This window comes from Dactylosporangium sp. NPDC005555 (genome assembly GCF_040605635.1).
Lineage (GTDB): Bacteria > Actinomycetota > Actinomycetes > Mycobacteriales > Micromonosporaceae > Dactylosporangium.
On the sequence record NZ_JBEXDG010000045.1, the window covers coordinates 43,192 to 57,562 of the forward strand.

Annotated in this window: 12 protein-coding genes; 5 read left to right on the plus strand and 7 right to left on the minus strand. The window is 73.5% G+C overall.

All coding sequences use genetic code 11. The annotated features are described in order from the left end of the window. Positions 1-73 precede the first annotated feature (73 nt). The 6 genes from ABZS58_RS36340 to ABZS58_RS36365 form a co-directional block, all read right to left on the minus strand. A complete protein-coding gene (locus ABZS58_RS36340) occupies positions 74-709 on the minus strand; it encodes a hypothetical protein (RefSeq protein ID WP_354787824.1) in 636 nt (211 codons plus the stop codon). Then, positions 699-2,456 (minus strand): maltose alpha-D-glucosyltransferase, encoded by a 1,758-nt coding sequence (gene treS, locus ABZS58_RS36345; RefSeq protein WP_354787826.1) that lies wholly within the window; start codon positions 2,454-2,456, stop codon positions 699-701. The genes ABZS58_RS36340 and treS overlap by 11 nt, the downstream gene beginning before the upstream one ends. Before the next feature lie 140 nt (positions 2,457-2,596). Further along, the gene (locus tag ABZS58_RS36350; RefSeq protein WP_354787827.1) at positions 2,597-3,514 is read right to left on the minus strand and encodes a carbohydrate ABC transporter permease; all 918 of its coding nucleotides are present in this window, start codon (positions 3,512-3,514) and stop codon (positions 2,597-2,599) included. Continuing rightward, positions 3,511-4,803: an ABC transporter permease subunit gene (locus tag ABZS58_RS36355; protein ID WP_354787828.1), complete on the minus strand. Its 1,293-nt coding sequence runs from the start codon at positions 4,801-4,803 to the stop codon at positions 3,511-3,513. Before ABZS58_RS36355 ends, ABZS58_RS36350 begins: the two co-directional genes overlap by 4 nt. Then, positions 4,803-6,122 (minus strand): extracellular solute-binding protein, encoded by a 1,320-nt coding sequence (locus ABZS58_RS36360; protein WP_354787830.1) that lies wholly within the window; start codon positions 6,120-6,122, stop codon positions 4,803-4,805. The genes ABZS58_RS36355 and ABZS58_RS36360 overlap by 1 nt, the downstream gene beginning before the upstream one ends. Beyond that, positions 6,119-6,646: a hypothetical protein gene (locus tag ABZS58_RS36365; RefSeq protein WP_354787831.1), complete on the minus strand. Its 528-nt coding sequence runs from the start codon at positions 6,644-6,646 to the stop codon at positions 6,119-6,121. Before ABZS58_RS36365 ends, ABZS58_RS36360 begins: the two co-directional genes overlap by 4 nt. 332 nt (positions 6,647-6,978) lie before the next feature. On the opposite strand from ABZS58_RS36365, the gene ABZS58_RS36370 reads away from it, so the two are divergent. The 3 genes from ABZS58_RS36370 to ABZS58_RS36380 all read left to right on the plus strand — a co-directional run bounded on the left by ABZS58_RS36370 (position 6,979) and on the right by ABZS58_RS36380 (position 10,980). Then, positions 6,979-8,106: a uroporphyrinogen-III synthase gene (locus ABZS58_RS36370; RefSeq protein WP_354787833.1), complete on the plus strand. Its 1,128-nt coding sequence runs from the start codon at positions 6,979-6,981 to the stop codon at positions 8,104-8,106. A gap of 151 nt (positions 8,107-8,257) precedes the next feature. Then, positions 8,258-8,902: a zf-HC2 domain-containing protein gene (locus ABZS58_RS36375; RefSeq protein ID WP_354787834.1), complete on the plus strand. Its 645-nt coding sequence runs from the start codon at positions 8,258-8,260 to the stop codon at positions 8,900-8,902. After that, positions 8,899-10,980 (plus strand): LuxR C-terminal-related transcriptional regulator, encoded by a 2,082-nt coding sequence (locus ABZS58_RS36380; RefSeq protein ID WP_354787836.1) that lies wholly within the window; start codon positions 8,899-8,901, stop codon positions 10,978-10,980. The genes ABZS58_RS36375 and ABZS58_RS36380 overlap by 4 nt, the downstream gene beginning before the upstream one ends. Here the strand turns inward: ABZS58_RS36380 and ABZS58_RS36385 are convergent. Next, on the minus strand, positions 10,961-12,538 hold the full coding sequence (locus ABZS58_RS36385; RefSeq protein ID WP_354787838.1) for a LuxR C-terminal-related transcriptional regulator: 1,578 nt from the start codon (positions 12,536-12,538) through the stop codon (positions 10,961-10,963). The genes ABZS58_RS36380 and ABZS58_RS36385 overlap by 20 nt on opposite strands. A 97-nt stretch (positions 12,539-12,635) precedes the next feature. Here ABZS58_RS36385 and ABZS58_RS36390 point away from each other — a divergent pair, with 97 nt between their 5' ends. Both ABZS58_RS36390 and ABZS58_RS36395 read left to right on the plus strand, forming a co-directional pair. Beyond that, on the plus strand, positions 12,636-13,625 hold the full coding sequence (locus tag ABZS58_RS36390; protein WP_354787839.1) for an RICIN domain-containing protein: 990 nt from the start codon (positions 12,636-12,638) through the stop codon (positions 13,623-13,625). Between the two features lie 203 nt (positions 13,626-13,828). Beyond that, a complete protein-coding gene (locus tag ABZS58_RS36395) occupies positions 13,829-14,365 on the plus strand; it encodes a sigma-70 family RNA polymerase sigma factor (protein WP_354787841.1) in 537 nt (178 codons plus the stop codon). The last annotated feature ends 6 nt before the right edge of the window (positions 14,366-14,371 follow it).

Consider the following 14,371-nt stretch of genomic DNA (forward strand, 5'->3'; position numbering starts at 1 on the left):
TCCTGGCGGTGCGCTGTGCGGATGTCCTCCTCGTGCACTACGGACGGCGGCGCCTGCAGGGTCAGATGACTTTTCAGCCCCGGTGATGCCTGCCGGCGGGAACCGGCGACGAGCGGATCGTCGACAGCAGGGTGATCACGTCGCGGCCCTCGACGTGGATCACCTGGAAGCCGCGGGCGTTGCGGGCGTGGCAGGTGACGCCGAGTATCTGCGCGGCCCGCACCAGCAGGCGCACCGAGGCGCGGTCCCGTTCCCGCAGCCGCAGGCCGGCCGACGACACCCTGGGTGCCGCGGTCAGCAGCGCGGAGCGCCACACCGCCGCCGCCCGGGTGCGCAGGGTCAGCTCATCGGCGGCGTCGCCGCCGAGCAGCAGGCCGACGTTCTGCGTCCACTCGCCGCGCAGCCGGCCGACCGTGCTCGACGGTGAGGCGGTGTCCACGTCGACGACGAAGGTCTCGTAGCGACGGCGGATGCCCGCGACCCGCCGCCGCATCCAGCACCGCACGTCCGGCACGGCGAGCATCAGGTCGGCGAAGCGGACCGCGGCCGGTTCGGTCTCGAACTCGACCCACAGCTGGGTGCCGGCGCCCGCGGCGACCGTCGACCACAGGTCGCGGCCGCGGCCGGCACCGGCGTGCTGCAGGCCCGTCGAGCCGGCCAGCAGCATCAGGCTGGCCTCGAACAGGTCGCCGTCGCGGTCATCGGCCATGGCCGTTGCCCCGGCGCCGGTTCGGGGGCACGATGCGGAACCAGTACGAGCCGTAGCCGGGCAGGGTCAGCAGGTAGGGGCGCAACCCGATGCTGGGGAACCGGGTGTCGCCGGTCAGCTCGACCGGGACGTGACCGTGGAACCGGGACCCGAGCGGCAGTTGGACGGGCTGCGGGTGTTTGGACAGGTTGTGCACGCACAGCAGCGTCTCGCCGGTGCCCTGCTCGTGGTATTCGCGCAGGAACGCCAGGACCGCGCCGTTGGAGCCGCCCAGGTCGGTCAGGTCGCCGAGGGCGAACGCCACGTGCTGCTTGCGGATCGCCAGCATCTTGCGGGTCCAGTGCAGCAGCGACGCCGGCTCCTCCAACTGCCGTTCCACGTTGACGGACTGGTAGCCGTACACCCAGCCGCCGTTCATCGGCAAGTACAGCTGGCTGGGGTCGCAGCGGGAGAAGCCACCGTTGCGGTCGACGTTCCACTGCATCGGGGTTCGGACGCCGTCGCGGTCGCCGAGGTAGACGTTGTCGCCCATGCCGATCTCGTCGCCGTAGTAGATGACCGGCGAGCCGGGCAGCGACAGCAGCAGCGACGTGAACAGCTCGATCTGGTCGCGGTCGTTGCCGAGCATCGGCGCGAGCCGCCGCCGGATGCCCAGGTTGAGCCGCATCCGCGGGTCGCGGGCGTACTCGCCGTACAGGTAGTCGCGTTCGTCGTCGGTGACCATCTCCAGGGTCAGCTCGTCGTGGTTGCGCAGGAACGTGCCCCACTGGCAGTGCTCGGGGATTTTCGGGGTCTGCGCGAGGATCTCCGAGATCGGGATCCGGGACTCCTTGCGGACCGCCATGAAGATGCGCGGCATGAGCGGGAAGTGGAACGCCATGTGGCACTCGTCGCCGCCGGTGTCGGCGTCGCCGAAGTACTCGACCAGGTCAGCCGGCCACATGTTGGCCTCGGCGAGCAGCACGCTGCCCGGGTACTCGTCGTCGACGATCTTGCGGATGCGTTTGAGGTACTCGTGGGTCTCCGGCAGGCCGGCGCAGTCGGTGCCCTCACGCTCGAACAGGTACGGCACCGCGTCGAGCCGGAAGCCGTCGATGCCGAGGTCGAGCCAGAAGCGGACCACGTCGAGCATCGTCTCGGCGACGACCGGGTTGTCGTAGTTGAGGTCCGGCTGGTGGTGGAAGAACCGGTGCCAGTAGAACTGCTGCCGCACGGGGTCGAACGTCCAGTTCGACGGCTCGGTGTCGGCGAAGATGATCCGGGCATCGGGGTAGCCGGTGTCGTCGTCGCGCCACACGTAGAAGTCGCCGTAGGGCCCGGCCGGGTCCCGCCGCGACTCCTGGAACCAGTGGTGGGTGTCGGAGGTGTGGTTGAGCACCAGGTCCGTGATGACCCGGATGCCGCGGGCGTGCGCCTCGTCGAGCAGCGTCACGAAGTCGTCGAGGGTGCCGTACTCCGGGCAGATCGTGTAGTAGTCGCGGATGTCGTAGCCGCCGTCGCGGCGCGGCGAGTCGTAGATCGGCGGCAGCCAGAGGCAGTCGACGCCGAGCCACCGCAGGTAGTCCAGTTTGGACACCAGCCCGAGCAGGTCGCCGACGCCGTCGTTGTTGGAGTCGAAGCAGGCAGGGGTGAGGACCTCGTAGAAGACCGCGCGCCGGAACCAGTCGGCCTCGACCGGCAGACGGCGGGCCGGTGCGCTCGCCGGTGCCGCGGGGGCGGGAATCGGTGTCGTCTGGGCTGCCGGCATCGGCTGGGGCGGCGTCAGCAAGGGAGGTGTCAGTAAGGGAGGTGTCATCAGGGACCCGTCTGAACGATGGCGGGGGACACCCGGGCGGCCGGCCGGTCGTCTTCGACCGACGGTCACGAGGGCGGGGGAGGGTGGTGCGGCTACCGGACCGAACCGGCCAGGACGCTCTGCTTGAAGAAGCGTTGGAACAGCAGGAACGCGAGCAGCGGCACCGCCATCGACACGAACGCCCCGGGGGCGATGACGTCGATGTTGGAAGGGAACGACCGCATCTGTTCCTGGATCGCCGAGGTGATCGGCGCGCTGTCCGAGTCGGCGAAGACGAGGGCGACGATGAGGTCGTTCCACACCCACACGAACTGGAATACCGCCAGGGACGCCAGGGCCGGCGCGCCGAGCGGCAGCACCACCCGCCGGAAGATGGCGAACTCGCTGCCGCCGTCCATCCGCGCGGACTCGATCAGGTCGGGCGGGATCGCCACGAAGAAGCTGCGCAGCAGGAAGATCGCGAACGGCAGGCCGAACGCGACGTGGAAGGCGACCACCGCCGGGATGCTGCCGTAGACGCCGAGCAGCCGGAACATCCGCGCGACGGGGATGATCGCCACCTGCACGGGCACCGCGATGAGCCCGACAAGGAGCAGGGTCAGCGCGTACCGGCCGCGGAACTCCAGCCAGGCGAGCGGGTACGCGGCGGCGGCGCCGATCGCCACGACGAGGACCGTCGACGGGACGGAGATCAGCACCGTGTTCCACAGGGCGTGGGTGAGCCGGCCGTCGGCGAGCAGCCCCTCGTAGTTGCGCAGGGTCAGCTGGGCCGGCTTGCTCAGCACGGTCCACCAGCCGGTGGCGCTGTTGTCGGCCGGGCTGCGCATGCTGGTGACGGCGAGGCCCAGGATCGGCATCAGCCACCACAGGCCGATCGCGACGACGACGACCTGGGCGCCGCCGCGGCCGAGGTGCCGCACGGCCCGTGCCGCCGGGCCGGGTCGTGGTGGCGGTGGCTCGGTCCCGGCGGGCTGCAGTTCCGGGACACCGACCGGCGCGAAGATGCTCACCGCTCGCTCCTTCGCAGGCGATGGACGTTGTACAGCACGCCCGGCAGGGCGAGCACGAGCAGCAGGATGCCCAGCGCGCTGCTGCGGCCGATGTTGTCGAACGACGAGCGCCACATCTCCAGGGCCACCACCGACGCCGGCCCCTGCGCCGACTCCGGTGCCAGGACCAGCACCAGGTCGAACACCTTGAGCACGTTGACGGTGAGGGTCAGCAGCACGACCATCAGCACGGGACGCATCAGCGGCACCGTGACCGCGCGCAGCACCTGCCACTCGCCGGCGCCGTCGATCCGGGCGGCCTCGAGGGTCTCCTTCGGGATCGCGGCCAGCCCGGCCGTCACCAGCGCCATCGCGAAGCCGGCCCAGATCCAGATGTACGTGCCGATGAGCGCCGGCGTGACGAGGGACGGCCCGAGCCAGGTGAGGCCCGCGAACGGTTCGGTGAAGTTCCCGGCGGCGAGCCGCACCACGTAGTCCTGGCCGGTCAGCTGCGGCAGGTGGAAGGTGCCGTCCGCGGCGGTGCGGGTGCGGGCCACGACCGTGCCGCTGCGAAGGACTTCGACGTCCACTCCGGGCAGGCCGAGCTCACCGGTGTCGACGGCGCCGGGCCTGCCGCCCACGGCCAGGAAGTCGGACCAGACCACGCCGCGCAGCCCTGTGCCCTGGACGATGCCGCTGGTGCCGGCCTGGGTCGCGGACTTCGGCAGCTGCCGAGGTGCCAGGCCGACGAGTGGCAGCAGCACGGGCTCCCGGTCGGTGACGGGCTGCGTCGTCTGCAGCCCGCCGTCGCGGGGGGTGAGCGCCTGCCCGTCGCGGGCCCGTGCGCCGTGGTACTGCGACGGCGGCTTGAACGTGTCGTGGACACCGACGACGACCGCGTTGAGCACACCCCGGTCCGGGCTCTCGTCGTACACGAGGCGGAACGTGACCCCGGCCGAGACCAGCGAGATCGCCATCGGCATGAACAGCACCACCCGCACCGCGGTCGAGCGGCGGACCCGCTGGGCGAGGACCGCGGCCAGCAGCCCGACCGCGGTGACGAGGTTCGGCACGACGACGATCCAGATCGCGTTGTTGAGCAGCGCCCGGCGGATCTCCGGCGCGGTGAAGATGTCCGCGTAGTTGGCCGCGCCGACAGCGTCCCGGCCGGCCGCGTCGTGCAGGCTCAGCCACAGCGTCTGCCCGATCGGGACGAGGACGAGCACGGCGACGAGCAGCACCGCGGGCGCGAGGAACCAGGCCGCGGCCGAGGATCTCGCGGCGGTCCAGGTTCTGCCGGTCTGTGCCATCACAGGACCCCGTACGCCTTGGTCGCGGCGTCTTCGAGGCGCGCCGCGACCACCGCCGGGTCGGTCTGCGGCGCGGCGAGGTACGACTGCAGGATCCGCCACATGCTGGCCCCGTTGCCGCCGCCGAAGGTGCGCGGGGTCATGTCGGACAGGTCGTACCGCAGCGTCGGCGCGTGCAGCAGCGTCTCGGCGAGGGCCCGGGTGGTCGCGTCGGGGTAGACGGCGGTGTCCAGGTCCTGGTTGACGGACAGGAACCCGCCACGGGTGGCCATGATCGCCGCCGCCTCGGGTGTGGCCAGGTACGCGATCAGCGCCATCGTCGCCGGCCGGTCGGTGAACGCCACCGCCGCGTCCCCGCCGGCGACGACCGCCTCGCCGGTACCGTCGACGGACGGCCAGGCGAAGTAGCGGGCTCCCCCGCCGACGCGGTACAGGCCGAGCTTGTCGATCTCGGTGGTGACGAAGTCCGCCTCGTACAGCATCGCCGAGCCGGGCTTGGGGCCGAAGACGTCGGCGACCGACCGGGTGAACGTGGTCTGCAGCGCCCCGTTCCAGCTGCCCTGCAGGAACCGCGGCGAGGCCCAGTACCGGCCCATCGCCCGCAGTGTCTCCACCACGGTCGGGTCCGTCCACGGCAGCTGGTGCGCGGCGAGCATGTCGTACCGGTCGGCGCCGGCGAGCTGCAGGTACACGTTCTCGAACCAGTCGGTCAGCGGCCAGCCGTCGGCGCCGGGCACCGTCATCGCCGCCGTGCCGGAGTCGACGAGGGTCTGCGACACGACCGTCAGCTCGTCCAGCGTCCGCGGGGGCTGTACCCCCGCTGCCGTGAACGCCTCGGTGCGGTACCAGATGATCGACTTGTTCGCGGCCTTGAAGTAGACGCCGTAGAGCCGGCCGTCGACGCTGCCGAGCCGCTGCCACTGCGGCGAGAAGTGCGCCCGGACCGCCTGCGCCGCCTGGCCCGTGATCGGCTTCGCGGCACCTGTGGCGGCGTACCGGGCGAGGACCCCGGGCTGCGGGATCATCGCGATGTCCGGTGGCTTGCCGCCGCCGATCCGGGAGGAGAGCAGAACGTCGAGGTCGCTGCCGCCGGGGGTGTACCGCACGCGCGCGCCGGTCTGTTTGCCGAACTCGCGCAGCACCCGCTCGAAGTTCGCCTGCTCGGACGCGGTCCAGCTGCCCGCGACCTCGACCGTCTGCCCCGCGAACGGCTTGGCGGTCCCCGTGGCGGTGGTGCAGGCGGCCGTCAGCAGCAGCACGCATCCCGTCGCGGCGCCCGCGGCGGTCCTGGCGATCGTGGCCAGCCGCAGAGCCGTCACCACAGCCTGCGGCCGTCGTCGGTGTCGAACACGACCAGGTGCCGGCTGTCGACGGCGAGCATGATCGGCTCGCCGGCGCCGGCCGCTGACAGCGGGCTGACCCGCGCCACCATCGTCGGCGGGGACAGCTGGTCGGTGTCGGCCAGCTCGAGGTGGACGATCCGGTCCCGGCCGTCGTGGCGGACCAGCCGCACGATCCCGTGCAGCACCAGCACCGACGGTCCCGCCGCGCGGGGCAGCCCGACCACGGCGTCCTGCAGGTGCTCGGGCGGGAACCCGACGACGATCTGCCGGCCGAGGTATCCGCGCAGCTCGGGGTGTCTGCCTACCAGGTCCGGAACGGGCAGCTGCTGGCCGCACACGACGAGGACGGGTGTGCCGAGGCGTTCGAGCAGCAACGCCGGCACCAGGTTCATCGGCGCCTCGGCACGCGTCAGTGCTCCGGCGATCATCGGTGCTGTTGTGAAGGCGTCGGGCGCGACCGGCGGGTCCGCGTCCAGGACGAGCACGTCGGCGTCGCTCATCAGCCTCCTCCAATCACGTGTGCGGCGGGTGAGACGAGTGTTGGCGCTGTCGCCACCCGTACACCAGGGGCGGCCGTCACGTGTGACCGTTCTGCAAGACGCCTCACAAGATCACTAATCTCGGTCCCGCGGGTCCGCCGCGCGGTGCCCGGACCGCACCCATCCGCCGTGACCTGCGTGGCGACACCTCGAGGCACCCGTACGGCCGACCGGCGGACCCGATCAAGTTGCCAATCGGTGACCTGACGGCCCCAGCGGGCCACCGACCCCACGACATACGATCCGGACCCACCCCAACCCGCCACCCTCTCGCCCGCTCGGGGAAGGAGACCGTGGTCAAGCAACGGGCGGCCGCCGCCAGCGCCGCCGGCACCCCGGCCCTCCTCGCCGGGTTCACCGTCGCCGTGATCAGCCACCGCCGCCGCCACCGCCTCGCCGACCTGCTCGAACAGCACGGCGCCCGGATCGTGTCGGTCCAGGGCGTCCGCGCGGTCCCGCAGCCCGACCCGGCCGCGGTCGGCCGGGCCACCACCGCGTGCCTCGACGGGCACGTCGACGACGTCGTCGTCGCCTCCGCCGGCGGCGTGCGGGCCTGGATCGACCTGGCACCCGAACCGGGCCGGCTGCTGGCGGCGCTGCGCCGGGTCCGCCTGCTCGCCGCCGACGCCCGCACCGCCGACGCCATGCGGGCCGGCGGACTGCGCGACATCATGTCGACCGCCGGCGGGTCCGCCGACGAGCTCTACCGGTACCTGCTGACCCACCGGCCCGCCGGGCGGCGCATCATCGCCCAGGTTGACGCGCCGTACCAGCTCGAGGCCTGCCAGGTGCTACGGGCCGGTGGCGCCGACGTGGCCGAGGTGCCGACGTACCGGACGGAACCGCCGAACGACGTGCTCGGCGTCCGGCGGGTCGTCGAGCTGATGAGCCGCCGCCACCTCGACGCGGTCGCCTGGCTCGACCCGGTCGCGACCGGACACGTGCTGCGCTTCGCCACCGACCACGGCCGGCTGCCCGCCGTCGTCGCCCAGCTCGGCACGCACGTCCCGGCGGTCTGCCGCGGACCCCTCGCCGACGCCGTGCTCCGCGCGCACGGCGTCACCCCGCTCGTCCCGCCGATGCCGTTCGACGAGGAGACCGCCGCGCTGCTGGCCAGGTCGGTCCTGGACCGGGCGGTGCACGCCACCGCCGCCGGCCGTCCCCTGGAGGTACGCGGCGACGCGGCGCTGCTCGACGGACAGCTGTACCCGATCCAGCGCGGCCCGATCGACGTGCTGCGGGCCCTCGCCCTGCAACCGGACAAGGTGCTGTCCAGCGCCGACATCCGCCGGCTGGTGCCCGCCCTGACCGACGTCGACGACCACGCGATCGAGATGTCGGTGTCCCGGCTGCGGCGCGCGGTGCCGGGCCTCGACCTCGTGCAGACCGTGATCAAACATGGGTACCGCCTCACGGTCTGACCCAGCGGACCGCGACCGGCGGACCGCGACGAAAAAATTCGGGGGCCGCGTCGAACCCGGGGGTCGTTTCAGCCGGTGTAGTAGCCGGGACTCAGCCCGTCCCGGCCCGGACCACCGAACCGGGCCCTCGCCGCAGGGGAGCACACCGAACATGGGGCCGTTCAACGGCGTCGGCTGGCGCGACACCCACGTGCACGAACGGGTCGACCTGTACCTGACGGGCGCCCTGCCCGCCCCCGCACGCTCACGGTTCGAGGCGCACCTGCTGCGCTGCGCCGGCTGCCGGACGGTGGCGGACCGGCACAGCGAGATCGCGGTCCTCGTCGCGGCCCTGCCGGCGGAGGCGGTCGCCGAGCTCGAACGGATCTCGAGCGGACGCACCCAGCCGTCCAGGGGCGTCGTGGTCCCGGTGGCCGCGCTGATGCTGGGCGTCGTGCTCGGCGCCGGCGGCTGCTACGCGGTCCTGCCGTCCGCGGGCGCGTCCGACGAGGGGGCTGCCACCGTCCGGGTCGGCAGCCGGACCGGGCCGCGGCGGGGCACCCTGTCGGTCACGGTCGCGGACCGTCCCGGCGGCGGCGCGGACGTCCGGGCCGTGGCGGTCGGGCTGCAGGCCGGGGACGGTTTCGAGCTGTACGCCGTAGGCCGGGACGGACAGAACTACGTCGCCGCCCGGGGGACCGCCGCCGGTGGCCCGACGAGCATTGTGGGCGCCGTGCCGGTCGCGCCGGGACATGTCCGCTTCTTCGCCCTCGTCCTGTTCTCCGGCGAGGTCTTCCAGGTCGCGGACGCGGCGTGACGGGCGCGCACACGGCCCGAGTGGCCGCGGCCGGCGACACCACCCCTGGCCTGCGGCTGACCCGCGCCCTGGACGCGCTGGACGGGGACCCGGACCACGGGCGCGACCTGCTCACCGAACTGTCGGACCGCAACCTGCCGGAGGTGGCCGACGGCCTGTCCGAGCTGCGCGGCCCGCTGGGCACGACCGCCGCGATCCTGAGTCGCCTGGCCCTGCGTGACCTGCCTGCGCCGACCCGCCGCATCCTGCGCGCCGCGGCGCTGCTGCGGGTGCGATTCGATGCGGCGGAGCTCAGTGACGCCACCGCGATCCCGCTGCCGCGGGTGGCCATGGCGCTGACCGCGGGGATCGAGCACGGCGTCCTGGGCAGCCACGGCCGGTACCTCGTGTTCCGCAGCGACATGGTCCGGCGGGGCTGCGCCGGGACCCATACCCGTCGCGCCCGGCGGCGGTTCCACCGGTCGGCGGCGCTGGCACTGCTGGCCGCCGGGGCCGCCCCGGAGCCGGTCGCCCACCACCTGTCGCACGCGGGGGACCTGCCCGGACCGGCGATCGGCTGGCTCGCGCGGGTGCCGGAGGCGGTGCTGTTCACGCAACCGGCGCTGTTCGCGGCGTTGCTGCGCCGTGCCAGGGCCGGGGACCGGGCGGAGGGGTGCGTGCTCGCGGCCCGGCGCGCCGCGGTGCACCTGTGGCTCGGTCATCATGCCGCGGTCGTGTCGATCGCGTCGGGCCATGACTGCGACCGGCTCGTGCGGCTGGCCGTGCGGGCGTGCGTCCATAGTGGACAGTTCACCGCCGCGGCGAGACTGTGCACGGGACGGACCCAGCCCGCGCTGATGGCCTGGCACGCCGTGGCGCTGGCCGGGCTCGGGGACTACGGCCGGGCCCGGGAACGGCTCACCGCGATCGGCTCCACCGCGGACGATCCCCTCGCCGCCGCCGTGGCGCTCCACGCCCGCATCCTGACCGGGCAGGCAGGCGACGTCATTTCCGGCCGGCCGCACGTGGACTTCGGGACCGTGCTCGGCAGGCTGCCCGTTGACGTGGAGGGCGGCGAGCTGCGGGTGCTGCTGCACGGCGACCTGATCGACGTACTGGTGCAGACCGGTCCGCCGGACGCCCTCGACCGGGCCTTCGCCGAGGTGCCGGACCTGGCGCGCACCGCCGACCCGCGGCGCGCGGCCGGCCTGTGGGCCGTGGCCGCCCGCGCCGCCTACCTCACCGCCCGCGACGACCCCGCCGTCACGACCGACCCCGACCTGGTCCGGCTCCTCGAGGTGCTCGACGGCGCACGGGAGACGAAGACCGCCTCGGCCGCCCGGCCGTACCAGATCGAGGCGTACGCGGTCAGCGCCGAACGCTCCGGCGACCCCGGCCTCGCGCTGCGGCTGCGCCGGACACTGCTCGACCGTGCCTTCGCGGTCCGGCCGGCGCACCTGCACGGCGCCGAACACGTCCTGCGGCTGGCACTGACCACCGGCGACACCGCTCTCGCCGAGTCCACCGTCCGGCGCTGCGAACACGTGGCACAGTCCGAGCGGCTTCCGGCGCAGCGGGCAACGGTCCTGCTGCTGCGGGCGATGCTGGACGGCGACGCGACCCGGCTGCTCACCGCCGCGGACGACCTCGGTCGGGTCGCCGCACCCCGGCAGCAGGCGTTCGCCCTCGAAGAGGCCGCGGTCTGCCTGGCCAGGGAGGGGGAGCGCGGCGCCGCCGGCCGGCTGCTGCGCGACGTCGCCCAGCGGTATTCCGCCCAGCGCCGCGCGACCGATGTGGCCCGCGCGGACGAGCGGCTGCGCGAGCACGGCGTCCGCCGGCGGGCACCCGCGGACCGTCCGGCGAGCGGATGGGCCGCGCTCAGCCCGGCCGAGCTGCGGGTCGCGCGGCTCGTCGCCCGCGGACTGTCGACGCCTGAGGTCGCGGCCGAGCTGTACCTGAGCCCGAACACGGTGCAGACCCACCTGTCGCGGATCCGGGGAAAGCTGGGTCTGCGGTCCCGGCTCGAGATCGCCCGTGCCTGCTGGTCCCGCGGCGAACCCCACCCGGACGGCGACGGGCTCAGCCGGCCGGCTCGTTGAGGGTGACCATCCGCGCCAGTTCCACCCGCGACCGGCAGCCGAGCTTCGCCAGGACGTTCGAGACGTGGGTCTGCACGGTGTTGCGGGACAGCATCAGCTGCCGGGCGATGTCCAGGTTGGACAGTCCGCGGGCGACGAGCCGGCTGACCCGCAGCTCGGTCGCTGTCAGCGCAGCCCAGCCGGTGCGGGCGGACCGGTGCGCGCTCCTCGTGCCCCGCCGGATCCCCCACGGCCGCAGGCGGGCCTCGGCACGCCGGACGTCCCAGGCGGCGTCCTGCTCCGCGTACAGTTCGGTCGCCTCGGTGAGCCGCTGCCGGGCTGCGGTCCGGTCGCCGGCCGCTGCCAGCACCGCTGCCGCTTCCTCCAGCGCGAAGGCGCTGTGCAGCCGGCGGCCGTCGGCGAGGTCGGCCTCGGCCAGGGACAGCAGCCGGTCGGCGTCGCGGGTCAGCATCGCCCGGCACACCGCGGCCGCCCGTGCGTCGCCGACCGTGTCCGCCGCGGCCTTCGCGGTCGTCTGGTCGCCCAGAGTCATGGCCAGCCGGACGAGGGCGGGCGTCCCCGGCGGGTGTGCGGCGCGGATGCGTAACGCCTGGCCGGGGTCGCCGAGGGACTCCGCCCGCAGCGCCGCGGCGTCGGCGAGGTGTGAGCCGGTCGGCGGTTCGCCCGGCTGGAGCCCGGCCGCGCGGAGGTGGCGGTCGCCGGCCTCGGGGTCGTCGCGCCGGTACGCGATGACCGCGCGCATGCCGTGCAGCTCGGCGAACGCCGGGTGGTCGATGGCGGCCGGGTCGAGCTGGGCGATGTGCCGCAGCGCCTCGTCCCAGCGGCCTCGTTCGAAGCAGAACGAGGCGGCGTGGGCGCGGATCGCGGACGTGCGGTGGCCATCGACCCGTTCCGCGTCGGCGAGCAGATCAGCGAGGACGGTCTCGACCCGGTCCGCTCCCAGCACGCCGACCCTGGCCGCCTGTTCGACGGCGGTGCCGGGGTCGGCCGTGCGGGCGACGACGTGCGCGGTGCCGCCGACGACCGCATGGTCCTGCCCGAGCCGGAGCGACACCAGTAGGAACCGCCGGGCCAAGGGAGCCCAGCGTGGCTCGTCCACCGGCGCCACCCGCATCGCCCGGGCCAGCAGGTCCACGTAGACGGTCGGCGCGGCGTACAGCCGGACCTCCGGCAACGCGGCGAGCCATTCGAAAACCCACGTCCGCAGCGGGTCGGCCGCCTCGGCGAGCAGCCCGGGCACCCGGTCGTCGGCCACGTCGGCGCGGGCCAGCTCGTGTGCGAAGTGCGCAGCCAGCCCGAGCCGGATCGCCGGCGGAACCTGCTCGGCGAGTGCCGAGCGGACCGATGCCCGCCGGAACGCGACCCGCTCACCGGCGGCGGACAGGACGCCCGCCGCGACACCCGCCGCGACGAGCTCCGCCACCCGCTCGCCGGAACATCCGAGGACGCTCACCAGGTCGGCGACGTGCATGTCGTCGCCGAGCAGCGCGGCGAACCGGAGCGCGGACCGCTGATCGGCCGTCAGCCCCCGCAGCAAGCCGTCGGCCACGTCGGACACGCTGCCACCCTAACCGGTCCGCACCGGTTCTGAAGTCGGGTGAACTCCGGCGCTGTCACCGACGTTGTGTCGGTGATCCATCGAGGAAGGACGACCCGTGGACGAACAGGCAGACGAATGGGAGCATGCCCGGTACTGGCAGCAGCACGCCGACCTGCTGTCCGCCGCAGGTGCCGACGACACCGTGAGCGACACCATGGGCGACCCGCCCGACACCGGTGACGAGCCGCGGCCGGCGGCCCCGCCACCGCCCGCGTCGCCGGGCAGGTCACGCCTGCGGCTCCTCGTCAGGGCGGCGATCGTGCTGGTAGCGGCCTCGGCGGTGGTCGCCGTCATCGCCGGCCCGTCATCGAGGTCGGGCCGGACCCCCTCCGCCGGCGGCCCCGCCACCGCCGGTGCCCCGCTCGACGTGGTGACCGGCACACCACCGCTGGACACCCCCACCACTACCGAACCATCCGCCACGACGCAGACACCGGCCGCCACGCAACAGACGACCTTGCCGGGTCCCGCCGCGACCGGGGCGCAGCCGACCACCGCCGGTCCGAAACCCGCCACCACCCCGGCGAGGCCCCGCGCCACAGCGTCGGCCGCGGCCCCCACCACCGCCCCGGTCGTCGCCGCACCGCAGGTCGCCGCCCCCGCGGCAGGCATCGTGGTCCGCGTGGTCAGCAGGTCCAGCGGCGACTCCGTCGGCGTGTCGCGAGGCTCCACCGCGGACGGCGCGCCGATCGTCTCGTCCAGCGACACCGCCTCGACCGCGCAGCGCTGGCGGCTCACCGCTACCGGCGGCGGCTGCTTCGGCCTCATCAACGTGCGCTCCGGCCTGGCCCTCGACAACCCGGACGGGTCCCATGTGGACGGTCAGCAGATGCACCAGTGGACGGCGTTCGCGGGCAACACCAACCAGGCCTGGTGCTTCCAGCCGGTGGGTGGCGGGTGGTATTCGATCCGCAGCATGTCCGCCGGCGCCCTGCTGGACCTGCGCGACGGCGGCCAGAGCGACGGCACCGCGATCCAGCAGTGGGGCGCGGACCCGGCCGCGCCGAACGCCAACCAGATGTGGCAGCTGGTGCGGGTGAACTGAGGCGGGGTGGGCACCGGGTCCGCCCGGTTGTCCACCCGCGCCGTCCCGTCCGCCCTGCTGGCGGCGCACTGCCGGACTTGTCAGTACACCGGCGGCGGACGCCCGAAGGTTCGAACGCACGCCAAGAATCACTCGTATCAATGATGGTTCGTCTCGCGCACGAGGTGCAGCCTTGCCGTGCAGCAGAGCATGTGGAGGAGTAGATGATCGTGACGTCCGGCAGGGCCGTCCGACCGCCGGCGCAGACCGTCGACGACCGGCTCAACGATCTGCACAGCAGATGCGCGAAACCGCTGACCAGCTACATCGTGAAACTCACCCTCGGCGACGTGCGGATGGCGGAGGACATCGTCCAGGAGACGTTCCTGCGGGCGTGGCGGTTCCTGAGCACCCACGAGGACCTCGACGTCGAGACGTTCGGCCCGTGGCTGTACACCGTCGCCCGGCGGCTGGTCATCGACATGCTCCGCAGCCGCCGGGCCCGGCCGGCCGAGGTGCTCGTCGACGACCTGACCAGAGTGCCGATGACGGACGACGACATCGACGGCGTGCTGACGACGCAGGCGGTGCGCAGCGCGCTGCTGCGACTGAGCCCGGAGCATCGTGGCGTGCTCATCGAGCTGTACTACCGTGGCCGTGCCGTGGCCGAGCTGGCGGAGGAGTACGGGGTGCCGATCGGGACCATCAAGTCGCGCAGCTACTACGCGAAGCTGGCCCTGCGGACACACCTGGGTATGTGACCGCCG